This is a genomic window from Micromonospora sp. NPDC049171, assembly GCF_040648275.1.
Taxonomy (GTDB): Bacteria; Actinomycetota; Actinomycetes; order Mycobacteriales; family Micromonosporaceae; genus Micromonospora.
Map to the genome: position 1 here is coordinate 261851 of NZ_JBEZDJ010000004.1, position 22528 is coordinate 284378.

Annotated in this window: 17 protein-coding genes and 2 riboswitches; of the genes, 11 read left to right on the top strand and 6 right to left on the bottom strand. The window is 71.3% G+C overall.

Annotated features, from left to right (window positions below; genetic code table 11):
- Window positions 1-187 precede the first annotated feature (187 nt).
- A riboswitch (cobalamin riboswitch) is annotated at window positions 188-404 on the bottom strand.
- A gap of 563 nt (window positions 405-967) precedes the next feature.
- Entirely contained in the window at window positions 968-2362 is a 1395-nt protein-coding gene (locus AB0B14_RS07610) for an enolase C-terminal domain-like protein (protein ID WP_357076114.1), read from the top strand.
- An 8-nt stretch (window positions 2363-2370) separates the two neighbouring features.
- Window positions 2371-3093 (top strand): FadR/GntR family transcriptional regulator, encoded by a 723-nt coding sequence (locus AB0B14_RS07615; RefSeq protein WP_357076112.1) that lies wholly within the window; start codon window positions 2371-2373, stop codon window positions 3091-3093.
- Between the two features lie 60 nt (window positions 3094-3153).
- Here AB0B14_RS07615 and AB0B14_RS07620 read toward each other — a convergent pair whose 3' ends face one another.
- From AB0B14_RS07620 to AB0B14_RS07635, 4 genes are all read right to left on the bottom strand, one after another.
- Window positions 3154-3966 carry an ATP-binding cassette domain-containing protein gene (locus tag AB0B14_RS07620; RefSeq protein WP_357076110.1) on the bottom strand — a complete coding sequence of 271 codons (813 nt, stop codon included), beginning with the start codon at window positions 3964-3966 and terminating at the stop codon, window positions 3154-3156.
- Entirely contained in the window at window positions 3966-5018 is a 1053-nt protein-coding gene (locus AB0B14_RS07625) for an ABC transporter substrate-binding protein (protein WP_357076107.1), read from the bottom strand. Before AB0B14_RS07625 ends, AB0B14_RS07620 begins: the two co-directional genes overlap by 1 nt.
- A gap of 40 nt (window positions 5019-5058) precedes the next feature.
- The gene (locus tag AB0B14_RS07630) at window positions 5059-6066 is read right to left on the bottom strand and encodes an ABC transporter permease (RefSeq protein WP_357076103.1); all 1008 of its coding nucleotides are present in this window, start codon (window positions 6064-6066) and stop codon (window positions 5059-5061) included.
- Between the two features lie 307 nt (window positions 6067-6373).
- Complete coding sequence (locus tag AB0B14_RS07635) at window positions 6374-7252, bottom strand: amidohydrolase family protein (protein WP_357521861.1); 879 nt, start codon at window positions 7250-7252, stop codon at window positions 6374-6376.
- 289 nt (window positions 7253-7541) lie between these two features.
- Window positions 7542-7617: riboswitch (cobalamin riboswitch) on the top strand.
- 57 nt (window positions 7618-7674) lie between these two features.
- Between AB0B14_RS07635 and AB0B14_RS07640 the strand changes: the two genes are divergently transcribed.
- The 8 genes from AB0B14_RS07640 (at window position 7675) to AB0B14_RS07675 (ending at window position 17601) form a co-directional block, all read left to right on the top strand.
- Complete coding sequence (locus tag AB0B14_RS07640) at window positions 7675-7878, top strand: CbtB domain-containing protein (protein ID WP_357076097.1); 204 nt, start codon at window positions 7675-7677, stop codon at window positions 7876-7878.
- On the top strand, window positions 7869-8639 hold the full coding sequence (locus AB0B14_RS07645) for a CbtA family protein (RefSeq protein ID WP_357521863.1): 771 nt from the start codon (window positions 7869-7871) through the stop codon (window positions 8637-8639). The genes AB0B14_RS07640 and AB0B14_RS07645 overlap by 10 nt, the downstream gene beginning before the upstream one ends.
- Window positions 8636-9226, top strand: a complete 591-nt coding sequence (locus tag AB0B14_RS07650; RefSeq protein WP_357521865.1) for a histidine phosphatase family protein — start codon at window positions 8636-8638, stop codon at window positions 9224-9226. Before AB0B14_RS07645 ends, AB0B14_RS07650 begins: the two co-directional genes overlap by 4 nt.
- A gap of 469 nt (window positions 9227-9695) precedes the next feature.
- Complete coding sequence (locus AB0B14_RS07655; protein ID WP_357521867.1) at window positions 9696-10742, top strand: polysaccharide deacetylase family protein; 1047 nt, start codon at window positions 9696-9698, stop codon at window positions 10740-10742.
- Between the two features lie 143 nt (window positions 10743-10885).
- Window positions 10886-12304 carry a PQQ-binding-like beta-propeller repeat protein gene (locus AB0B14_RS07660; protein ID WP_357076085.1) on the top strand — a complete coding sequence of 473 codons (1419 nt, stop codon included), beginning with the start codon at window positions 10886-10888 and terminating at the stop codon, window positions 12302-12304.
- Between the two features lie 82 nt (window positions 12305-12386).
- Window positions 12387-13532 (top strand): DUF559 domain-containing protein, encoded by a 1146-nt coding sequence (locus AB0B14_RS07665; RefSeq protein WP_357521869.1) that lies wholly within the window; start codon window positions 12387-12389, stop codon window positions 13530-13532.
- A complete protein-coding gene (locus AB0B14_RS07670; RefSeq protein ID WP_357076079.1) occupies window positions 13529-14242 on the top strand; it encodes a hypothetical protein in 714 nt (237 codons plus the stop codon). Before AB0B14_RS07665 ends, AB0B14_RS07670 begins: the two co-directional genes overlap by 4 nt.
- On the top strand, window positions 14239-17601 hold the full coding sequence (locus AB0B14_RS07675; RefSeq protein ID WP_357521871.1) for a DUF87 domain-containing protein: 3363 nt from the start codon (window positions 14239-14241) through the stop codon (window positions 17599-17601). The genes AB0B14_RS07670 and AB0B14_RS07675 overlap by 4 nt, the downstream gene beginning before the upstream one ends.
- Window positions 17602-17689: 88 nt before the next feature.
- On the opposite strand, the gene pdxY is transcribed toward AB0B14_RS07675, so the two are convergent.
- Together pdxY and AB0B14_RS07685 are read right to left on the bottom strand one after the other, a co-directional pair.
- Complete coding sequence (gene pdxY / locus AB0B14_RS07680) at window positions 17690-18541, bottom strand: pyridoxal kinase PdxY (RefSeq protein ID WP_357521873.1); 852 nt, start codon at window positions 18539-18541, stop codon at window positions 17690-17692.
- A 137-nt stretch (window positions 18542-18678) separates the two neighbouring features.
- Window positions 18679-19473, bottom strand: a complete 795-nt coding sequence (locus tag AB0B14_RS07685) for a serine protease (protein ID WP_357076070.1) — start codon at window positions 19471-19473, stop codon at window positions 18679-18681.
- Between the two features lie 367 nt (window positions 19474-19840).
- On the opposite strand from AB0B14_RS07685, the gene AB0B14_RS07690 reads away from it, so the two are divergent.
- On the top strand, window positions 19841-22195 hold the full coding sequence (locus tag AB0B14_RS07690) for an AbfB domain-containing protein (RefSeq protein WP_357521875.1): 2355 nt from the start codon (window positions 19841-19843) through the stop codon (window positions 22193-22195).
- The last annotated feature ends 333 nt before the right edge of the window (window positions 22196-22528 follow it).

Genomic DNA, 22528 nt, shown 5'->3' on the forward strand with positions numbered 1-22528 from the left:
CGCCGCAGGACCGCGTCGCCGCTTGCCGGGACTACCTCGGTGACTGTCACCACTCACTCCTCGCGAGTTCGAGACCTGATGGCCTTCGGACGCGTGGAGACAGACACCGGCGGACGCCACGCCGGGCAGGCGCGGGTCAGGTGGCGTCGGCCGTCCCACGCGGCCTCGGACCGCCGCCCACCCGGGTGCGGGTGCACGGCGCGCTGGCAGGTCTTCGGACTCGCGGGCACGACCGGGTCGCCGGTCTCCTACTGGCCGTCGCTTCCCAGACCGATTGGTGGCCCAGTGCTCATGACGGCTGTCGTTCCCACTCACCGCTGCGGGACAGTCCCGGATTTCCACCGGGTTCCCTCTTGCCTCGACCGCTCGGGATGAACGGCCGAACCAGCTGCGCTCGACACCATATATAGGGACGCTGCGGTTGTCACACCCCACATGTCGGTCCCGGGCGTGTCGGCGCCGTGACTGGTGATGGTCGTCACCGGCTCGCCCGGACCCGCGCCGAACCAGGCCGGCGGGCGGCAGCCCACGCCCGCGCGGACGTGACATCGAGCAGGTGCCGTCATGCGGAAAGGTGTGATGTATTAAGTCTCCAGACGTAAGGATCCCTATTTATTTCCGGCCATCAATGTCAGAATCTGAAGTGGACATCCAATCTTCCGCGCGCACTATCCACTTCTCGCAGCAATATCCCAATCCCGCCGGGCGCACATCAACAGTCCGTGAACGACGACGTGCCGTCGCGCCGCAGAGTGTCTACCAGCGCCACGAATCTCGCCGCAGCCGCTGCCGAGGCCCGTGGGCCGGATGCGGCGACCGGGAGGACAGCGCGCTGACGCATTCGCATCGGGACCGAAACATTGGATGTCTTGGATTCACAGGTGATCGACGTCGTTGACGTGCCGGATTAGCCCTCCGTATACTCGCAGAGATCATCTGATCTTTAGCCTAGCCGGGCGAGGAGCGCATGCCGCAGATCACTGCCGTCACCATCGAGGACGTCCGCTTCCCCACCTCCCTGACCGCTGACGGCTCCGACGCCATGAACAAGGACGGCGACTACTCGGCGGCCTACGTCGTCCTGCACACCGACGGCGTCGACAGCACGGGCGCGCCACTCGCGGGCCACGGTCTGACCTTCACCATCGGTCGCGGCAACGACATCGTCGTCGCGGCGGCGGTCCATCAGGCACAGCGCCTCGTCGGCGTGGACGTCGCGACGATGGCGGCGGACATGGGCGCGGTCTACCGCCTGCTCACCTCCGACTCCCAACTGCGGTGGCTCGGCCCGGAGAAGGGCGTCGTCCACCTGTCGCTGGCCGCCGTGCTGAACGCGTCGTGGGACCTGGTCGCCCGGGTCGCCGACAAGCCGCTGTGGCGGCTGCTCGTCGACATGTCCCCCGAGCAGCTCGTCGACATCGCGGACCTGCGCTACCTGTCCGACGCGCTGACCCGGGACGAGGCACTGGCCATCCTGCGCGCCAAGGAGAGCACCAAGGCCGCCCGTCTCGCCGAGCTCGACCGGACCGGCTACCCCGCCTACACCACCTCGGCCGGCTGGCTCGGCTACGGCGACGACAAGCTGCGCCGGCTGTGCCAGGAGGCGGTCGACACCGGCTACGGCTACGTCAAGCTCAAGGTGGGCGCCAACCTCGACGACGACATCCGCCGCTGCGGCATCGCCCGGGAGATCCTCGGCCCGGACCGCAATCTGATGATCGACGCCAACCAGGTGTGGGACGTCGGTCAGGCCATCGAGTGGGTCACGGCCCTGGCGCGGTTCGAGCCACTGTGGATCGAGGAGCCGACCAGCCCCGACGACATCCTGGGCCACGCCGCCATCCGTCGCGCGGTCGCGCCCATCGGCGTCGCCACCGGCGAACACTGCCACAACCGGGTGATGTTCAAGCAGCTGTTCCAGGCCGGGGCCATCGACTTCTGCCAACTGGACACCGGCAGGTTGGCCAGCATCAACGAGATCGTCGCCGTGCTGCTGCTCGCCGCGAAGTTCGACATCCCCGTGTGCCCCCACGCCGGCGGTGTCGGCCTGTGCGAGATGGTCCAGCACGTGTCGGTGCTCGACTACGTCGCGATCTCGGGCGACCTCACCAACCGTGTCACCGAGTTCGTCGACCACCTGCACGAGCACTTCACCGACCCGTGCGTCATCCGGGACACCGGCACGGGCAGCGGGTACGTCCTGCCCCACCAGCCCGGCTACTCCACCCGGATGCGCCCCGAGTCGGTCGAGCGCTACCGGTTCCCGGACGGCACCTACTGGACGGCGACAGACCCGACTACCGTGTCATCTCCGAAGCCGTACGTGATCGCGGGTGGGGCGGCCACCCCCGCCGGCCGCTAGGGGGTGTCATGTCGCGCACCGACGAGGTGGTGAACGGCATCAAGCGGATGATCCTCGAAGGGCGTTTCAAGCCCGGGGACCGTCTGCCCATCGAGAAGGATCTCGCCGAGTCGCTCGGCGTCTCGCGGGGCTCGCTACGCGAGGGGATGTCGGCCCTGTCGATCCTCGGCATCGTCAACATCCGCCAGGGTGACGGCACCTACGTCACCAACCTCGACGCGCCGCAACTGCTGGCCCCGATGGGCTTCGTGGTGGATTTCCAGGGCCAGGGCGACACCCGGCACATCCACATCGTCCGACGACTGCTGGAGTGCGAGGCCGCCCGCCTGGCGGCGACCAGGATCACCGACGAGGCCCTCGCCCAGGCGGCGGAGTTGCTCGACGAGGCGGCCCGGATCGCCGGACGGTCTCCGCAGGAGCACGAACGGATCATGGAGATCGACATCGCGTTCCACCGGATCATCGCGGTGCACGCCGACAATCCGGTGCTCGTCGGCCTGATCGAGGCGTTCGCCGGGCGCACGTTACGCGGGCGGCTCTGGCGGAGTCTGCACGAGGAGGGCGCGGACCGGCGTACCCACGACGAGCACGTCGCGATCCTCAAGGCCCTCGTCGCACGCGACCCGGAACGCGCGCGGATCCGCATGGCCAACCACCTGATCGGGGTGGAGGAGTCGCTGCACGGGCAACCCGACGACGCCGACGCCACCGTCGAGCCGACGCGGTTCTGAGCACCCGCCCCGGAGTGTTTCGGAAGTGCTGGGCCAGCCAGCACTTCCGAAACACACTCCCTAGTCCCGATCCGCGCCGGTGCTGCCGGTCATCGCCGCGACCAGGTCGTCGGTGGTGACCTCATCGGCACGAAGCCGGGCCGCCCGACGGCCGAGCCGCAGCACCTCGACCCGATCGGCGATCTCCAGCACCTGCGGCATGTTGTGACTCACCAGCACCACCGACATGCCGGCATCGCGGGCGCGCCGGACGACGTCGAGCACCCGCCCGGTCTGCACGACACCGAGCGCCGCGGTGGGCTCGTCGAGGATGACCACGCTCGTCGCCCAGATGATGGCGCGGGCCACCGCGACGCACTGGCGCTGCCCACCGGACAACATCGCGATCGGGGTGGTGACCCGGGGGATCCGCACACCCAACTGGTCCAGGGCCGCGGCGGCGCCCTGCCGCATGGCGCGTTTGTCGAGCAACCCCAGCCGGCCGAGCGGCCCGGAACGCAGGATCTCCCGACCGAGGTACAGGTTGGCGGCCACGCTGAGGTCGTCGGCGACGGCGAGATCCTGGTAGACGGTCTCCACCCCCGCGCGCCGGGCGTCGACCGGCGTGGAGAACTGGACCGTACGACCACCCACCCGGATCTCGCCCTCGTCGGGCGGGTGGACACCGGACAGCGTCTTGATCAGGGTGCTCTTGCCGGCGCCGTTGTCGCCGATCAGCGCCACGACCTCACCCCGATGGACCGTGAAGTCGGCACCGCGCAACGCCTCGACGTGCCCGAACCGCTTGACGATGCCCCGGGCTTCGAGCACCGGCGCTTCGTCGGCGGTCGGCTGCTTGTCACTGTCGGCGGTGGCCGTCGGGGTCGCGCCCATCACTGCACCGGAGGGTTGGCGCAACTCGGCTCGAGCACCGCCTTGATCTCCGCGGAGTCGATGTTCTCCTTCGTGACGAACGTGACGCCGGTGTCCGCCGACGCCAGCGGCGCCTTGTCCCGCAGGTGCTTGACCATCTTGTCGACGCCGAAGTAGCCCATCTTGAACGGGTTCTGCACGACCAGCGCGGAGATCTGGCCGCTGCGCACCCCGGCGATCTCGTCCGGGGCGGCGTCCCACCCGATGATGACCACCTTGCCGGACTTGCCGGCCGCCTGGATGGCCTGCGCGGCGCCGAGCACGCTCGGCTCGTTGGCGGCGAAGACGCCGGCCAGGTTGGGGTTGGCCGTGAGGATGTTCTCGGTGACGCGTCGTGCCTCGTTGACGTCACTGCGGCTGGGCTGCTGGCCGACCAGCTTCAGGTTCGGAAACTGGGCGAGGCCGGCCTTGAAGCCGTCCACCCGCTCGGTGTTGGTCTGCGACCCCGGCTGGAACTCGACGAGCGCCACCTGGTGGTTGCCGGGGCCGAGTTCGGTGGCGAGCAACTTCGCCGCCTCGGTGGCCGACGCGCGGTTGTCGGTGGCGAACAGCGGCACGTTCGACGGCTGCGGGCTGGTGCCGGAGTCGATCATCGCGACCGGGATGTTCGCGGCGAGCGCCTTGTCGGTGGCGGGCGCCAGCGCACTGGAGTCGGTCGCCGCGTAGACGATGCCGTCGACCTTCTTGGTGACGAAGTTCTGGATGAGGTTCACCTGGCCCTCGACATCGGTCTCGGCGGTCACCCCGTCCCACTGGACGGTGACGTCCCCCGCGCGCTGCGCGGCGCACTCCGCGCCCGCCTTCACGGTGTTCCAGTAGTCGGCACCGACGGCCTTCGGCACGACGGCGAGCTTCAACGGACCGCTCGCCGCCTTCGTCGCGCCGTCGCCGCCGTCGCGGACCTCGACCCCGCCGCAGGCACTGAGCAGAGCGGTCGCCGCGGCCGCGGCCAGAACGGCCTGTACGCGGGGAACGGGCCGTCGTGCCCGGCGACTGGTGGTGGTGTGCGCCATGGTGTGTGTCCTTCCTCGTTCGGACTCTCGGAATGGCATGTCAACCCCGTGATTCCAGCCGCCGACGGCGGTACTGGTCGAAGTAGACGGCGGCCCAGATGATCAGGCCGACGATCACCTGCTGGTAGTGGATGCTGATGTCGAGCAGGACAGCGCCGTTACGCACCAGGGCGATGAGGAACGCGCCGATGATGGTCCCGACGATCCGGCCCTGACCACCGAACAGGCTCGCGCCGCCGATGACCGCGGCGGCGATGACATCGAGCTCCAACGAGATCCCGTAGTTCGGCTGGCCGGAGTTGACCCGGGACGCGGCGATCATGCCGCCCAACCCGACCAGCACACCGGCCAGCACGTACACCCCGGTCAGGTGACGCCCCACCCGGATGCCGGAGCGGCGGGCCGCCTCCAGGTTGGAGCCCATCGCGTAGGTGTACTGACCGAAGCGGGTCTGGGAGAGCAGGAAGGCGACCCCGACCGCGACGAGGACGGTGATCAACACGGCGAACGGGATGCCGAGGATCTCCCCGTTGCCGAGCAGTTGGAAGGAGCGGGGCAGACCGTAGACGCCGACCGCGCCGGTGATGATGAAGACCAGGCCCCGACCCACGGACATCGTGCCCAGTGTCGCGATGAACGGCGGGATCCGGGCCACGGTGACCAGCAGTCCGTTCAGCAGACCGGCCAACGCGCCGACGCCGATCGCGACAGCCGTCGCCGCCCACACCGAGAAGCCGAGGTCGCGGACGACCATCGCTCCCACGACGCCGGCGAGCGCGGCGACCGACCCCACGGACAGGTCGATGCCCTTCGTGATGATGACCATCGTCTGCGCCGTGGCGATGATGGCGATCACCGCGGTCTGCGCGCCGATGTTGAAGAGGTTGTCGGCCGTCAGGAAGTAGGGGCTGGCGAAGGTCAACGCGATGAACAGGACGACGAGCGCCGTCGCCGCGGTCAACTCGGAAACGGCGTGGGAGATCCGTTCGCGGAACCAGTCGCTGAGTTCGCCGCGCTGCGTGCCGGCGGATGCCTCGACGGTGCTCATCGTCGGATCTGACCTCCCAAGCGTGGCCCCGGCGCGGCGACGGGGGAACACCCGGCGCACCAGGAACCTCTCAGCCACCCAGCCTGCCCGGCGGGGAGCGCGGCCGCTTGCCCGCGCCACCCGTCGGGATAGGTCGGATGTTTCCCTCGATCAGGCGTTACCTTGCCAGCATTGACGCATGTTGCCAAGGTCTTACGGCCATGTTGTCGTCGTTACCTGATCCGGTGGAGGCATACGTCCGATCAAACGGGCACTTCCCGCAGCCCATCGACAGGGGCCGAGCTGGGACCCGTCCGGCCGCGAGGCGTCAGGGCGTCTCCAGCCGGTACGCCCGGCGGGCGGTCCGTCGCCAGATCGCCGCCCGTTCATCGTCGCCCAGCGGGCCCAGCAGCTCGGTGAGGGCCTCGACCCAGCGTGGGTACGAGGAGGCGAGCAGACTCACGGGCCAGTCCGACCCGAACATCAGCCGGTCCGGACCGAACACGTCGAGTGCGTGCTCGACGGCGGGCCGAAGGTCGGCCGTCGTCCACGAGGGGCCGTCCACCTCGGTCACCAGACCGGAGAGCTTCGCCGTCGTGTTGGGCTCGGCGGCGAGCGCCCGCAGGTCGCGGGGCCAGTCGCCGAGGCCGGCCCGCCCGAGCGAGGGCTTGCCGAGGTGGTCCAGGACGAACCGCATCTGGGGCAGGTCACGGACGAGCCGGGTGGCCGCCGGCAGTTGGTGGTCGCGCACCAGCAGGTCGAACGCCAGGCCGGCGGCGCCCACCGCGGCGATGCCGCGCCGGATGTCCGGGCGGTCGAGGTACGCCGGGTCGGGCTCGGACTGGACGAGGTCGCGAATGCCCACCAGTCGCTCGCCGCCGCGCGCCGCCTGGAGCCGGGCGAGACGGTCACCGACGTTGTCGGCGGTGAGGTCGACCCAGCCGACGACCCCGGCGATGAGGGGGTCGTCGGCCGCGATGCCCAGCAGCTCGGGCGTCTCCGTCCGGACGGGGACGGACTGCACCACGACGGTCTGGGTGACTCCGGCGGCCCGGGCCAGCGGGGCGAGGTCGAGTGGGGTGAAGTCGTGGTCGATCGCGGCCATGGTGTGCGGATCGATCCAGGGCTGCGGGTGCCGGGCCCGGACCCAGAGATGATGGTGCGCGTCGACGATGCCCTGGCCTTGCCCAGCCTCGTTGGTCGTCATCGGACATGCCCTGACGTGCTCACGTACTCTTCACCCCGCCCGTTCATTGGTCAGATGTCCGGGTCGGCTCGGCGCAACGGAGCCGATCCGGCGGTTCGACCATGCTAGCCGTAACAAGCCGGCAATGGGGCTGCGGAGCGCGTGCCTTGGCGCAACCAAGCATCATATCTTTGACATCCACGCTTGTCGATACCCACACCATGGTGACTTGGCGGCTTCGCGCTCGCGGCCGGGTTGACCGCCTGCGGCGGCACCGATACCGTCGACCCACTATCTGCGGCGACGCGAGGGAAGCCGGTGTGAATCCGGCGCGGTCGCGCCACTGTAAGCGGTCCCAGCATCATCGGGGCCGCGAGCCAGGACGCTCGGTCGTCCGCAGCCTTGCGATGGGGACGCGTCATCCCCGGGGAGGTTCGTGTCATATGTCTACTTCCACGTCAAGCCAGCCGTTGGTGCATCCCGCTGGCAACACTCGTCTGCTGTGGACGGTCCTGGCGACCGTCGTGGCGCTCAGCCTGCTGGCCTACCTCGTCGCCTTCGATCAGGGAGCCGTCTCGCGCAGCGGGATGTACCTGCACGAACTGATGCACGACGGCCGGCACCTGCTGGGTGTCCCGTGCCACTGACGTCCGCCACCGCTCCCCCGTTCCGCACCGTCCTCGTCCGCGGGCTGCTCGCCGGCCTGCTCGCCGGCCTGCTCGCCGGGGCATTCGCCTACGTCGCCGGCGAACCGCGGGTCGAGGCGGCCATCGCCATCGAGGAGGCGGCGACGCACGCCGAGCCCGCGACCGGCGGGCACGACCACGAGGATGCCCTGGTCAGCCGGACCGGCCAGCGCGGGGGGCTGTTCCTGGCCACCGGCCTGTTCGGCGCCGCGATGGGTGGCCTGCTGGCCACCGCGTACGTGCTGCTGTCCCGCCGTCGGCGCAGTTACGACGACGGCCGGTCGGGCCTGCTGCTGGCCGGTGCGGCGCTGCTCGGCGCGGTGATCGTGCCGTTCCTGAAGTATCCGGCGAACCCGCCGGCCGTCGGCGACCCGGCCACCATCAACCAGCGCACCGTCACCTACCTGCTGATGGTGGTGCTTGGCCTGGTGGCGGTGTGGGCCGGCACCCTCGGCTACCGGGCGGTCGGCGACCAGGCGCCCGCGTGGCAGCGCGCCGCCGCGGCCGCTGGCGGGTTCCTGCTGGTCAGCGTGGTGTCCTATGTGGTGATGCCCTCCTTCCAGGAGGTCCCGGCCGACTTCCCGGCAACCCTGCTGTGGGACTTCCGGCTGGCCTCGCTCGGCACCCAGGTGGTGCTCTGGGCCGGGATCGGCCTGCTGTTCGCCGCCCTGATGCACCACGACCAGCGCCGCCGGGCCGCCACCGCACTGCCGAGCACGTGACCGCCACCAGCCTCCGGCTGGTCGCCCACGGTCACACCGTCGCCCTGCGCCGGGCCCGCTTCGGCGGGGCCGGCGACGGCCTGGACGAGGGCGGTTTGCGGGCCGCCCTCGCGCGAGCCGGCGCCGACCGGCGCGGGCACCTCGGCGCCGACGACGCCTGCCTGTCCAGCCCGGCTGCGGCGGCCACCCAGACCGCGTCCGCCCTCGGCCTGCGGCCCACCATCGAGGCGGCGTTGGCCGACTGTGACTACGGCGACTGGACCGGGCGGGCATTCGAGGAGATCGCCGGCGACCATCCGCAGGCGCTGCACGAGTGGCTGTCCGCACCGGATTCCGCACCCCACGGGGGCGAGTCCGTCGCGGCACTACGGCACCGGGTCGGTCGCTGGCTGGACGGGCAGCGCGCACGTGGGGGGCGGGTCATCGCGGTCACCCACCCGCTGGTGATCCGGGTCGCGGTGGTCCACGCCCTCGACCTGCCGCTCGGGACGTACCGACAGGTGGACGTGGAGCCGTTGGCCATCGTCCGGCTCACCAGCCAGGGCACCCGCTGGCAGCTACGACTGGGCGCGGCACGAACGGATTGAGCCGACGCCCGCGGCTGCGGCGGAGGTCGACGCGCACGGTGCCGACCGCGCGGCCGTTATCGCTCGGTCGACTCGGCTTGCAGGATGTCGCGGTGTCCGAGCCGGTGCGCCGCAGCGACATCAGGAAACCGAGTCGATCGCGGCCCGCCGGACCCGGGGCGGGCGCACCGATACTTCCGGCTGTTTTCCGGATCGAGCCCGGTGTCGGCGCGTCGACTGAGGTGAGCGACCCACCGCAGCGCCCGGCTGTCCAGGCTCCTGGAGCACCGGGTCGAGCCCTGGACGGGCGCGCTGCGGTGTTCCGGAGGACTACCGGAACTTGTTGACGCATCGGAAATCTCGCTGCAATACTCCGATCCATTGAGGTCAATGCGACCGACTCCGGTTTGGCCTCCCCACTCACCCACACCTGTCCGGACCGTGCTGCCCGCGTTCCAGAGCCCGTCCGGCCCGCGAGAAGGGGCATCAGATGAGCAAGGTCTCCCCCGGCACGGCCCTGCGATCGAGGCGGTTGCGCGCGGCGCTGGCCGCCCTCACCACCGCCGCCGCGATGTGCGGCGTCGTCCTCGCCACCACCTCGGCCCCGTCGAGCGCCGCCGTCTGCAACGGCTACGTCGGCCTCACCTTCGACGACGGCCCCACCGGCAGCACCAGCGCACTGCTCAACGTGCTGCGCACCAACGGCGTACGGGCCACGATGTTCAACGTCGGGCAGAACGTCCAGAACAACCGGGCCGCGGCACAGGCGCAGGTGTCGGCCGGCATGTGGGTCGCCAACCACAGCTGGAACCACGCCCACATGACCTCGATGAACCAGTCGCAGATGCAGTCCGACCTGTCCCAGACCAACTCGGCGATCCAGTCGGCCACCGGCGTCCGGCCGCAGTTGTTCCGGCCACCGTACGGGGAGACCAACTCCACCCTCCAGTCCGTCGCGTCGTCACTCGGCATGCGCCAGGTGATCTGGGACGTGGACTCGCAGGACTGGAACGGCGCGAGCGTCAGCCAGATCGTGTCCAACGCGAGCCGACTCCAGGCCGGTCAGGTCATCCTCATGCACGACGGGATCCAGAACACCCGCGACGCCATCGGGCAGATCATGGCCAACCTCACGAGCCGCAACCTGTGCCCCGGCATGATCTCGGCGTCCACCGGCCGGGCGGTCGCCCCGGACGGCACGACACCGCCGCCCAGCACCGGCACCCCGCCCCCGGGCACGGGGACTCCGCCGCCGGGCAACGGCGGCTGCACCGCGACGGCGACGACCACGAACGTCTGGGGCGACAGGTACAACACGTCGGTGATGGTCAGCGGCGCCAGCACGTGGACCGTGGTCGTGGCCCTCACCGCGCCGCAGCGGGTCTCCACCATCTGGAACGGCTCCGCCACGTGGGACAGCAGCGGCACCGTCATGACCGTGCGGTCCAACGGCAGCGGCAACACCTTCGGCTTCACCACGATGACCAACGGCAACAGCGGCGCCCGTCCGCAGATCCGCTCCTGCACCACGGGCTGAGCGCCCTCGGGCCGGCGCGGTGTCGGCGGGTGCCCGGCGTACTCCGGGCGCCCGCCGATTGTGTCGGTGGTGGCGGTTAGCGTGTGGGCACTGTCGCCGCGCCGGCCCGCTCAGGCCGTTCGCTGATCCCCTCGGAGGCCCCCATGTCCCAGGAGACGACCTACCTCGAACTGTCCGAAGTGGACGGTGCGCACAAGTTCTACGAGGTCATCGTCGACAACGCCACGCTGACCGTGCGCTACGGCCGGATCGGCGACCAGGGGCAGGTCAAGGCCAGCGCCTACCCGGACAACGCCCGGGCCCGAGCGGCTGCGGCGAAGAAGATCGGGGAGAAGGTCCGCAAGGGATACTCTCCGGCGGTTCCCGGCGTCCGCCAGAAGCGCACCGTCTCCCGACGGCAGATCGTCAGCACCCGCTCCACCGCCCGCACCGCCCCGGTGCTCTGGCGCTACGACTCCGGCGCCCCCGCCTTCGGCATCTTCGTCGACGGGCAGCACTGCATGGTTGGCAACGAGCACGGCGTGATCACCACGCTCGACCACGACGCCCGGGTGCGCGGCCAGGTCCGCCTTCCCGACGGGGTGAAGTGCATCGTCGCCGACGACGCCTGGGTCTACGCGGGCTGCGACGACGGCAACGTCTACGACCTCTCCGGCAAGATGCCCCGCGTGGCGTACGCGATCGCCCCGGAAATCGACATCTACTGGCTGGACATCCACGACGGCGTCCTGGGCGTGTCGGATTCCAACGGCGGGATCACCGCTGTCGACCACGAAGACGAGTTCCTGTGGCGTCGGCCCGGGCGCGGGGGCTCGGCCTGGATGGTGCGGTGCGACAACGATGCCGTCTACCAAGGTCATTCCGAGGGTGTGACCGGCTACGAGTGGCGCACTGGTCGCGAGCTGTGGCACACCAGCACCGGCTCGGTGCTCTTCGGCTGGCAGGAGCACGGCAGCGTGTTCGCCGGGACCAGCACCCGCGAGGTGGTGCGGCTGTCCAAGGCTGGCCGATTCGAACGCAGCTACCGGTGCGACGCCCCGGTGTTCTCCTGCGCCACAGCCGAGGGCGGCCGCTACGTCTTCGCCGGTGACAGCCAGTCCTCGATCTACTGCTTCGACGCGGCGGGCACCCGCCTGTGGAAGCTCGGCACCGGCTGCGGGTCGGCATACTCCATGCAGTACCACGACGACCGGCTCTACGTCGTCACCACCGCCGGCCACCTGGCCTGCATCGACGCGAGTGAGCCGGCGATCCGGGCGGCCCAGGCCGGCGACGTCCCCGAGGTCCGCGACGTCAAGGCCCCACGCCAGGCACCACGGCCGGTCGAGCCGACGATCGTCGAGGTGACGAGCGACTCGGGTGCGGGCGTGGTGGTGCAGTGCCTGGACGACCGGGGGCGGCTGCGGGTCCAGGTGCTGTCCGACGGCTACCGGCGCGACTGGAGCGTGCAGTTCCCCAAGGGGATTCGCGAGCCGGGCGCCCGCTATCTGGTGACCGAGGTCCGCGAGTCCAGCCGGGGTGGGTTCTACCGGGCGTTCGGCGACATCCGCCGCCTGCGCTGAGCCGTCGATCGCCGCGGCTGCGGCAGGGCGGGCGGCGTCGACGGGGCACCTGTCGGGTTCGCCGGTGTCGTAGGGTGCCGGCATGGCCCACCCCGTCCCAGCCGACGGCGGGGCCGACCGGGCCTGGTGGGCCGCCCCGCCCACGCGACAGGTCAGTCACCTGCCGGCCGTCGACCCCGAGGTGCTGCGGGTGGCACTCGACCCGTTGCCGCCAGCGGCGCCGGCGGTCGTGCACTACCGGCCCACGGCTGTGGGTTCGCTCGGCGACCTCGTGGCCGACGTCCTCGACCAGCTGGACTCCGCGGCGCGCGCGATGTTCCCCGGTTGGCTGCCCGACGCGGGCCGTCTCGAGACCGAGGGCACGCTCGGTGCGGCGGCGGTGCGCGCCCTCGCGGCCCGTGCCGCCGCCCGCTCCCCGCACTTCGGTCCGTTTCTCGCGGACCTCGCCGAGCGTGCGCTGCGCGGTCCGCGCCAGCCCGCCGCCCGGTCCCGCTTCGCCCCGGGGGTACGCGCCGCCGGGCTCGCCCGGGTGATCGCCGAGGCGTACGACCGGGAGGGTTGCGTCCTCGTCCTCGCCCTGCCCGACCTGGGCGAGGATGCCGAGCGGACGCTCGTGGCCGCCGCCGAGTGGCTCGTGCGGCACGGCGGTTGCACGGTGTGGTTGGTCGGCGGGCCGCTGCGTCACGCCGACCGGGTGCGGTCGGTGCCGATGCAGGTGCCGGCGCGGTTCACCGACCTGGCCGGCACGACCGACCCGCCCGCCGCCACAACCACAACCACGGCCACGGCCACGGCCACGGCCACGGCCACGGTCGCCGGGCCGGCCCCGACGGTGCTGGCCTGGCCACCGATCGCGGGCCTGCCACGCGGCGACAGCGCTGCCGAGCAGGCACTGGAACGCGCGCTCGCACCACACGACTGGGCGCGGGGACGGCGGTGGAACCACACCTACGAGTGGCACGTGCTGGGCACGTCGTACCGGCTGGATCTCTTTTGGCCCGTCGAGGGTCTTGCGGTCGAGGTGGACGGCCCGGAGCATCGTGGTCGAATCGCTTTCGCCAACGATCGGCGGAGGGACGTGCAGTTGCAACTCCTCGGGCTGGACGTGCTCCGCTTCACCAACGAGCAGGTGCTCACCGACGCGCCGGCGGTGGTCGACGGGATCCGTCGGCTGCTGGCCCGGCGACGCGCGGGCGGCACGCACCCCCACGGAGATGAGAGATCATGACCAGCCCGGCGGACGTCCCGCACCTGACGCCGAACCAGATCAACGCCCTCGTGGTGCTGATGGTGGAGGCGCGCCGACTCACCAACACCGAGCTGAACGAGCTGGCCGGTTTCACGCTCACCGGTAAGGACAACAAGAAGCTCGTCGACCTGGGCCTGGTCGAGACCGACCGGACGACCCGCCCGTTCGCCCACGAGCTGACCGAGGAGGGCTGGTTGGTGGTCCGGCACCTGCACCTCGGCACTCCGCCGAAGCAGGGCGGCTCCACGACCCGGTCACTGTTCGTCGTGCTGTCCAACCTGCACCGTTCGCTGGACCGGCTCCGGGTCAGTCACGGCGACTTCTTCAAGCAGACCGACGCCACCGCCCCGGCGACCGGTGCGCCTCGACCGGAAGCACCGACCACGGCGGCCGCGACGCACGTGACCGCGACGGACACGACCGCGACGGACCTGGAGGCGCTGGTTCGGACGGCGTACCGGGAGCTGGCGACCGCGCCTGGCGCGTGGGTCAGCCTCGCCGACGTGCGGGACCGGCTCGCGGACACCGACCGGGCCTCGCTGGACGCCGCGTTGCGGGCGATGGTCGGCCGGGAGGACGTCCGCATCATCCCGGTGGCGAACACCAAGTCGCTGACCGCACGGGACCGCGCCGCGGCCGTCCGCATCGGGAACGAGGACAACCACGCCCTGGCGATCGGCCCCGCGTGATCTCCGACGACCAGCGGGGCGCGCTGGAGGCGGTGAGTCTCAACCCGGCCGTCACTCCGGACGACGTCTGGCGACCCAGCCCGCACAACGTGCCGGAGCTGCACGAGAAGGTGGTCGCGGAGATCCTGCGCGGGGTGGCGCGGGCCCGCACCGACGACACGAGCATGCCGCTCGGCGTGGCCATGCAGGGCCGCGCGGGCGCCGGCAAGACGCACCTGCTCGGCGCGGTCCGCGAACGGATCCAGCGTGAGGGCGGCTACTTCTTCCTTGTCGACATGGTCAGTGGCAAGACGTTCTGGGAGAGCGTCGCCCTGGCCCTGGTGGAGGGGATGGGCCGCGCCCACGTCGGCTGGGGCACCCAGCTGAAGACGTTCCTGCGCCGCCTCACCCCCCAGCTCGGCCTCCCGGTGGAGGTCCGCGACGCGGTCGCCGGCGCCACCCCGGTGACCCGTACACAGCTCGACGCCTTCGTCCGGGCACTGCGCGAACGCGATCGGGAGGTCGGGCGGGACGCCCAGGACACCGCTCGGGCGCTCGTCCTGCACGGTGCCGTCGACTTCGGGGCACAGGACGTGGGGTACGCCCACCTGATCTCCGAACCGGGAGACCCGGCCGCACGGGCGGCGTGGGGGTTGAGCGCCGCCACCCGCACCCCGCAGCAGATCGTGCAGGACATCTCCCGGCTGATGGCGCTGACCCTGGACCCCACGGTCATCGCCGTGGACCAGCTCGACACGCTGTTCGCCCAGACCAGCACCTCGATGCTGCAGCACCACGACGGGCTGGAGGACGGCCAGGCCAAGGTGTTCGGCCCGATCGCCGACGGGCTGCTCAAACTCCGCGACATCACCCGCCGCACGCTCGTCGTCGTCTCCTGTCTGCCGGACACGTGGGTGCTGATGACACGTACGGCGCCCACTCCGGTCGGTGACCGGTTCCGCGCGGCGACCCTGCCGGACCGGATCCCCACCCCGCAGATCGGGCACGCGATCGTGGCGAAGCGCCTCGCCGCCGCGTTCGCGGGTCCGCGCTTCGTCCCGCCCCATCCCACCTGGCCGATCGCCCCGGCCGCCTTCGCCGACGCACCCACCCTGACACCACGCGCCCTGCTGCGCCGGGTGGACCGCCATGTCGCCTGGTGTCGCGACCGCGACGAGGTGGTCGAACTCGACCGGCTCATCGACGGCACGGACTCGACGCCGACGGTGCCCACCGTGCGCGTCACACCGGGCGACCCGACGACGGACGAGCGCCGCCTGCGCGAGTTGGACGCACGGTTCGCCGAGTTGGTCGAGGCCGCGGACGTGTCGGCCGCCGTCGACCCGGCCCGCGAGGACGAGCACATGCCACCGCTGCTCGCCGCCGGCCTGGCCGCCTGGATCGCCGAGCAGGCGCCGACCGGGGCCACCTACAAGTACGATCCGCCGCCGGGGCGCAAGCCCGCGCTGCACGGGCGGCTGATCGAGGTGCTCGACGAGGCCACCGAGAACGAGGCGCACTGGTGCTTCCGGGCCATCGCGCACCCCAACGCCATCGCCGTGACCGCCCGGGTCAAGGCCGCGTGCACACTCGCCGGACTGGACCGGGACCTGCCCCAACGGCGGCTGATCCTGCTACGCAACGGCCCGTGGCCGACCGGGCGGCGTACCACCGAGGTGTTGGCCGGCTTCGACGCGGCCGGCGGCCTCCGGCGCGCGGTGCCGGAGGCGGACCTGCGGGTCTTCGCGGCGCTGCGGGTGCTGGCGACCGAGCCGTCCACGGCCCTGCAGGAGTGGCTGGTGGCCCGTCGACCGGCCAGCGGCACCGAGCTGTTCCGGGCGGTCCTGCCCGGGCCCGAGCGGCCCCGCGACGGCGGGCCGCCGGCACCTCCCGACGACGGGGTGCCGCCGCCGGGCGACGTCGGGACGCGGCCGCACGACTACGGGCCCACGTCAGACGACACCGGGGCGACGTCGGACAATGTCGGGACAGCGTCGAGCGACGCCGGGACTCCGGCGGGTGGTGCCGAGGCTGGTTCGACAGGCGGGCCGGCCGCCGACGGGGCTGGTGGCCCGTCGACCGGCCCCGCCGCCGTGGCCGTGGCCGCTGACACGGTCGACCTCGTGGCCGACACCGGCGGTCGGAGCATCGGGTTGGGGCGGACCGTCGACGGCGGCCACCCGTTCACGGTGCCCCTGGAGTCGTTGCGCCGGCACACCGTCGTGTTCGCCGGATCCGGTTCGGGCAAGACGGTGCTGATCCGTCGACTGGTCGAGGAGTGCGCCCGCGAGGGGGTCTCGGCGATCGTGCTCGACCCCAACAACGACCTCGCCCGGCTCGGTGACCCGTGGCCCGCACCGCCGGGCGGCTGGGGTCCCGGCGACGCCGAGCGAGCCGCCGACTACCTCGCCCACACCGAGGTGGTGGTGTGGACGCCCCGGGTCACCGCCGGCCGGCCGCTGAGCTTCCAACCACTGCCCGACTTCACCTCACTGCGGGACTGGCCCGACGAGTTCGACCAGGCGGTCCGCTCGGCCGTGGAGGCGCTCGCGCCACGGGCCGGCGTCGACCGGTCGAGCAGGCTCGCCCAGCAGGGCAAGGCCGTCCTCACCGAGGCCCTGCAGGCGTACGCGCGAAGTGGGATGGTGGGCCTGCCCGGCTTCACCGAGTTCCTCACCGACCTGCCCGAGGGGGTCAGCCGGTTGGCCCGGGCCGGCAAGCTCGCCGAGGAGTTGGCCGAGGCGCTCAAGGCGGCGATGGTCACCGACCCGCTCTTCGGTGGGGTCGGTGCGCCGGCCGACCCGGGGCTGCTGCTGACGCCCTCGCCGGGTCGGCGGGCCCGGGTGTCGGTGATCAGCTTCGTCGGCCTCACCTCCGAGCACCAGCGGCAGAGCTTCGTCAACCAGTTGCAGATGGCGCTCTTCGCGTGGATCAAACGGCACCCCGCCGGTGACCGACCGCTGGGTGGGCTGTTCGTGATGGACGAGGCGCAGACGCTCGCGCCGTCGACCGGCACCACGGCGTGCACCGCCAGCTCGATCGCGCTCGCCTCGCAGGCCCGCAAGTACGGGCTCGGGTTGGTCTTCGCCACCCAGGCGCCCAAGGGTCTGCACAACCAGATCTCCGGCAACGCGACGACGCAGTTCTTCGGGCTGCTCAACGCGCCCGCGCAGATCGACGCGGCCCGGCAGCTCGCCGAGGCCAAGGGCGGGCGGCTGGCGGACATCGGCCTGCTCAACAGCGGCGAGTTCTACGCCGCGGGCGAGGGATTCTCGTTCGTCAAGGTCCGTACCCCGTTGTGTCTGACCCACCACCCGAAGGCCCCGTTGAGCCCCGAGGAGGTCGTCGCCCGCGCTCGCGGGGCGGTCCCGGGCCACTGACCGCCGCTCGGGACGCCAGTCCCGGGCCACTGACCGCTTTCGCGGCGCAGTCCCGGGCCCGGCGCCGGCGTCTCGCGACCCGCCGGCGTCAGCGCAGCCGGCGGGCGGCGAACCGGGCCGGCGGGTCGGCGATCACGTCCTGTGCGGCGATCAGCTGGATCTCCCGGGTGCCCGCCGCGAGGGTCGCCTCGAGGATGGCGAAGACGGAGCCGATGGTGCGTTCCAGTGCGGTCGCGGGTGCGCCGGTGGTGCACAGGTGTGCGAGGTACAACGCCGCGGTGACGTCGCCGCCGCCGTTCGGGTTGATCGGCAGCAGCGGGGTGGTCACCGCCCAGGCGCCCTCGTCCGAGACGGCCACCACCTCCAGCGAGCCCGCTGGCAGGTCGCTGTGCAACACGCTTGTCACCAGGACGTGGCGGGGGCCGGTCGCGCGCACGACGTCGACCGCGTCGAGCACCTCGGCCAGCGAGGTCGTCGTCCGGCCGGCGAGGAAGTCCAACTCGAACTGGTTCGGGGTGATGATGTCCGCGCGCGGCACGACGGTGTCGCGCAGGTACTCCGGAATGCCCGGCCGGACGAACATCCCCCGGCCGACGTCACCCATGACCGGGTCGCAGCAGTACACCGCAGCCGGGTTGGCGGCCTTGACCTTCTCCACCGCGTCCAGGATCACCGCGCCCATGGCCGGGTCGCCCTGGTAGCCGGAGAGCACCGCGTCGGCGCTGCCGAGGACCCCACGGTCCCCGATGCCTGCGATCACCTCGGCCACGTCGGCCGCCGGCAGCATCGGCCCACGCCACGCGCCGTACCCGGTGTGGTTGGAGAAGTGCACGGTCAGGACGGGCCAGACCTCGTGCCCGAGGCGTTGCAGCGGAAAGGCCGCCGCCGAGTTGCCGACGTGACCGTAGGCGACCGACGACTGGATGGACAGGATCTTCACCGGCCCATCATCGTCGCTGCGGTCGGTGCCGCACGCGCGGCCCGCCGAATCTGTCGGGTGGCCCACTCGCCGCCCACTCCGACGGCACGACGGGCGGCCCGGACATCGTCGTCCGGGCCGCCCGTCCGGTCGTACGGTCAGCCGCCGAGGCTCGCCGCGGCGGAGGCGATCGACGAGGCGAAGTAGCTCACCTGGGTGTAGACGCCCGGGTAGTTGGGTCGGGCGCAGCCGTTGCCCCAGCTGACGATGCCGACCTGGATCCAGGCGTTGCCGGCGTCGCGGCGGAACATCGGGCCACCCGAGTCACCCTGGCAGGTGTCCGTGCCGCCGCTGGCGTACCCGGCGCAGATCTCCTGGGCGGGGATGAGGTCGCCGCCGTAGTTGGCGTTGCAGGTGGAGTCGCTGACGAACGGCACGTTCGCCTTCAGCAGGTACCGCTGCTGGCCACCGCCCTCCCGCGCGGCGCCCCACCCGGCGACGGTGAAGGTGCCGCTGTCGTACGCGGTCGTGGTGGCGATCGGCAGCGTGCTCAGCCCGGTGACCGGGGTGGCCAGCCGGATCAGCGCCCAGTCGCGGCCGGCGCCGTTGTAGCCGGGGGCCCGGTAGACGTAGTTGGACCGGACGGTGATCCGGCTGGACGACTGGAGGTCGACAGTCCCGAGCGTCGCGGTGATGCTGGTGTTGGTGCCGGTCGAGCCCACGCAGTGTGCCGCGGTGAGCACCAGCCGAGGGCTGTACAGCGCCCCGCCGCAACCCATCGAGAGCCGCACCATGAACGGGAACTCACCCTGGGCGGCGCGGGTGCCGCCGACGACGTTCGGCGTCATGGGGTTGTCGGCCGCCGCGGCCGGTGCGGCGAGGGTGAGGCTGGCCGCGGTCAGCGCGGCCAACGCGGTGGCCAACAGGCCGGTGAGGGTACGCCAGCGAGCCATGCATTCCTCCGCATCAGGATGGCACGCCTCGTGAGCGCACCCGATTCGAGATAGCGGTCAGCATATTGAACGACGTGTATTCGAAGGTCATCCTCTCTGAGTCGTACCACCGAGGCTATGGATCTCGCGGCAGCACGGCGCAGAGCACCGGCCGTCCGGCGCACGAGCGTTGACGACAGGACCACCACGGCCCTATAACGGTGCACAAGCAGTGATGGATGTTGATGCGCGCGCCGACCTCGGCGCGTGGCCAGCCCACCGGCATCCGTCGATGACGCCGTCCCATCGTCAACGCTTCCCGATGCCCACCGCCCACGCGCTCCGGGCTTGGCTGCACCGCCCGGGGCGACTCGTCCCCGGAGACGGCATGACACGACACGTCCCCATCCGCCCCGCCCTGCCGCTGCTACTCGTCCTCGCCCTGGTCGCCGGCGCCCTCGCCGCGCCCGCCCCGCCGGCGCAGGCCGCACCGGCCAAGACACCGCCACTGACCACCCCCTGGACCAGCCAGGCCCTGGCCGGCACGCCGCTGCCGGAGTATCCGCGGCCACAGATGACCCGACCGGACTGGCTCAATCTCAACGGCGAGTGGCAGCTGCGCCAGTCGGCCACCGACGACGCCCCGCAGTTCGGCACCAACCTGCCCGAGCGGGTCAACGTGCCCTTCCCGGTGGAGAGCGCCCTCTCCGGCATCCAGCGAGCCGCCAACGACAACCGCAACTACCTGTTCTACCGGCGCACCGTCACCATCCCGGCGAACTGGTCGGGCCGGCGGACCCTGCTGCACTTCGGCGCCGTCGACTGGCAGAGCACCGTCTGGGTCAACGGTGTCCGGGTCGGCGCACACACCGGCGGCTACGACGCGTTCACCTTCGACGTGACGCCCCAGCTCACCGCCGGGGTGAACGAGATCGTCGTCAAGGTCTGGGATCCGACCGACAGCCGGCAGAACGGCAGTCTGCCCGCCATCGGCAAGCAGACCAAGACACCCAGTGGGATCTTCTACACCCCCAGCTCGGGCATCTGGCAGACGGTGTGGTTGGAACCGGTGCCCGCCGCCTCCATCACCAGCGTGGACGTCCACCCGAATCTCGCCACCAACACCCTGCGGGTCCGGGTCTTCACCCGAGGCGAGGTGAGCGGCCACAGCGTGCTCGCCGAGGCCCTGAACGGAAGCACCGTCGTCGGATCGGCGGCCGGCGGTTTCACCGACTTCAGCGTGCCGGTGCCCAACGCGCGTCGTTGGTCGCCCGACGACCCGTTCCTCTACCACCTCCGGATCACGCTGCGTAACAGCGGTGGCACCACTGTGGATCGGACGCTGCACTACTTCGGCATGCGGGAGATCACCACCGGCGTGGTCAACGGCGTGCTGCGCCCCAAACTCAACGGCCAGTTCGTGTTCCAGCTCGGCACCCTCGACCAGGGCTTCTGGCCGGACGGGCTGTACACCGCGCCGACCGACGCCGCCCTCGCCTTCGACCTGCAGAAGCACAAGGATCTGGGCTTCAACATGGTGCGCAAGCACATCAAGGTCGAGCCACAGCGCTGGTTCTACCACGCGGACCGGCTCGGCCTGCTGGTCTGGCAGGACATCCCGTCCCTGACCGCACAGGACATCAACCCCACCGACGCCCAGCAGGCGCAGTTCGAGACCGAGGCACGTGAGATCGTCGACGAGCATCGCAGCTCGCCCGCCGTGATCGCGTACACGCCCTACAACGAGGGCTGGGGCGAACGATCCCTCGCCGACACCCGGCGGGTCGCCCAGAACATCAAGAACCAGGATCCGACCCGCCTGGTCAACCCGCACAGCGGGCACAACTGCTGCCAGTCCCTCGGCGACCCCGGCAACGGCGACATCGACGACTGGCACGTCTACCTCGGGCCGGACTCCCCCGTGCCGTCGAGCAGCCGGATCGCCGTGCTCGGCGAGTTCGGCGGCCTGGGTCTGCACACGCCGGGGCACGAGTACAGCCCGAGCGGCGGCTTCTTCGCCTACGAGTGGCAGACCAGCTCTACCGCGCTCACGGACCGCTACGTGGGGTTGGTGCAGGGCAGCCAGAACCTGATGCTGGGCAAGGGGCTGAGCGCCTCGATCTACACCGAGATCACCGACCTGGAGGGGGAGCTGAACGGGTTCGTCACCTACGACCGGCAGGTGGTCAAGATGGACCAGGCGCGGGTCCGCACCGCCAACACCGCCCTGATCAACGCGTCGAAGACGATCGGCAGTTCGGCGCCGGTCGCCCTGCCGGTCGACACCCGCCGGTCGTTGCGGGTGACCACGCCCGGCTACACCAACCGTTACCTGCGCCACCGGAACGGCCTTGCCTACACCGACGTGGTCGACGCCGCGAGCCCCAGCCTGCTCAAGGCCGACGCCACGTACACGATCCGGGCCGGCCTGGCCGACGCCGGCTGCTACTCGTTCGAGTCGGTCAACTTTCCCGGGCAGTACCTGCGCCACCAGAACTCCCGGGTCCGCAACTCGCCGGACGACGGCTCGGCGCTCCTGCGTGCCGACGCCACCTGGTGCGCACGCGTCGGGCTGACCGGCACGGGCGTGTCGCTGGAGTCGTACAACTTCCGGGGCAGATACCTGCGGCACCACAACTCGGAGATCTGGCTCAGCAACGGCACCGGCGGCGACGCGTACAACACGCCGACGTTGTGGACCGCCGACAGCACCTGGGCCGTCGCCACCCCGTGGGCGCCCTGACCCCGCACGCGGCAGGGTCGTCACGGTAGGACGTCGCGGGGGCGCCAGCCCGGGTTGGCGCCCCCGCGACGCGTGGGCGCCGTCGTCGATACGGCCGCAGCCGCGGGAGCCGGCGACCGGACACCGCGTCACCCGCCGTACCGGAGGTCGTTCTTCCGGTCAGGTGGGAGAGCGGGGAGTCGGTTCCGCGGTCGGGCCTGGTCGGTTTCCGCGGCGGCCATCCCCGATCGACTCGTTGTCGGCGACACCGGGACGGGGCCTGGCGGCCGGGCCCGACCGACGGCAAGGACCGAGCCGCAACTTGCACCCGGCCGATCCGGCCCGCTCATTGCA

Bases quoted from the DNA above. Each gene is read 5' to 3' on its own strand.
- AB0B14_RS07620 (WP_357076110.1), bottom strand. From the start codon at position 3,966: ATGGGCGCGACCCCGACGGCCACCGCCGACAGTGACAAGCAGCCGACC.
- AB0B14_RS07685 (WP_357076070.1), bottom strand. From the start codon at position 19,473: ATGGCTCGCTGGCGTACCCTCACCGGCCTGTTGGCCACCGCGTTGGCC.
- AB0B14_RS07670 (WP_357076079.1), top strand. From the start codon at position 13,529: ATGACCAGCCCGGCGGACGTCCCGCACCTGACGCCGAACCAGATCAAC.
- AB0B14_RS07630 (WP_357076103.1), bottom strand. From the start codon at position 6,066: ATGAGCACCGTCGAGGCATCCGCCGGCACGCAGCGCGGCGAACTCAGC.
- AB0B14_RS07660 (WP_357076085.1), top strand. From the start codon at position 10,886: ATGTCCCAGGAGACGACCTACCTCGAACTGTCCGAAGTGGACGGTGCG.
- AB0B14_RS07640 (WP_357076097.1), top strand. From the start codon at position 7,675: ATGTCTACTTCCACGTCAAGCCAGCCGTTGGTGCATCCCGCTGGCAAC.
- AB0B14_RS07665 (WP_357521869.1), top strand. From the start codon at position 12,387: ATGGCCCACCCCGTCCCAGCCGACGGCGGGGCCGACCGGGCCTGGTGG.
- AB0B14_RS07690 (WP_357521875.1), top strand. From the start codon at position 19,841: ATGACACGACACGTCCCCATCCGCCCCGCCCTGCCGCTGCTACTCGTC.
- AB0B14_RS07625 (WP_357076107.1), bottom strand. From the start codon at position 5,018: ATGGCGCACACCACCACCAGTCGCCGGGCACGACGGCCCGTTCCCCGC.
- AB0B14_RS07635 (WP_357521861.1), bottom strand. From the start codon at position 7,252: ATGACGACCAACGAGGCTGGGCAAGGCCAGGGCATCGTCGACGCGCAC.
- AB0B14_RS07610 (WP_357076114.1), top strand. From the start codon at position 968: ATGCCGCAGATCACTGCCGTCACCATCGAGGACGTCCGCTTCCCCACC.
- AB0B14_RS07655 (WP_357521867.1), top strand. From the start codon at position 9,696: ATGAGCAAGGTCTCCCCCGGCACGGCCCTGCGATCGAGGCGGTTGCGC.
- AB0B14_RS07615 (WP_357076112.1), top strand. From the start codon at position 2,371: ATGTCGCGCACCGACGAGGTGGTGAACGGCATCAAGCGGATGATCCTC.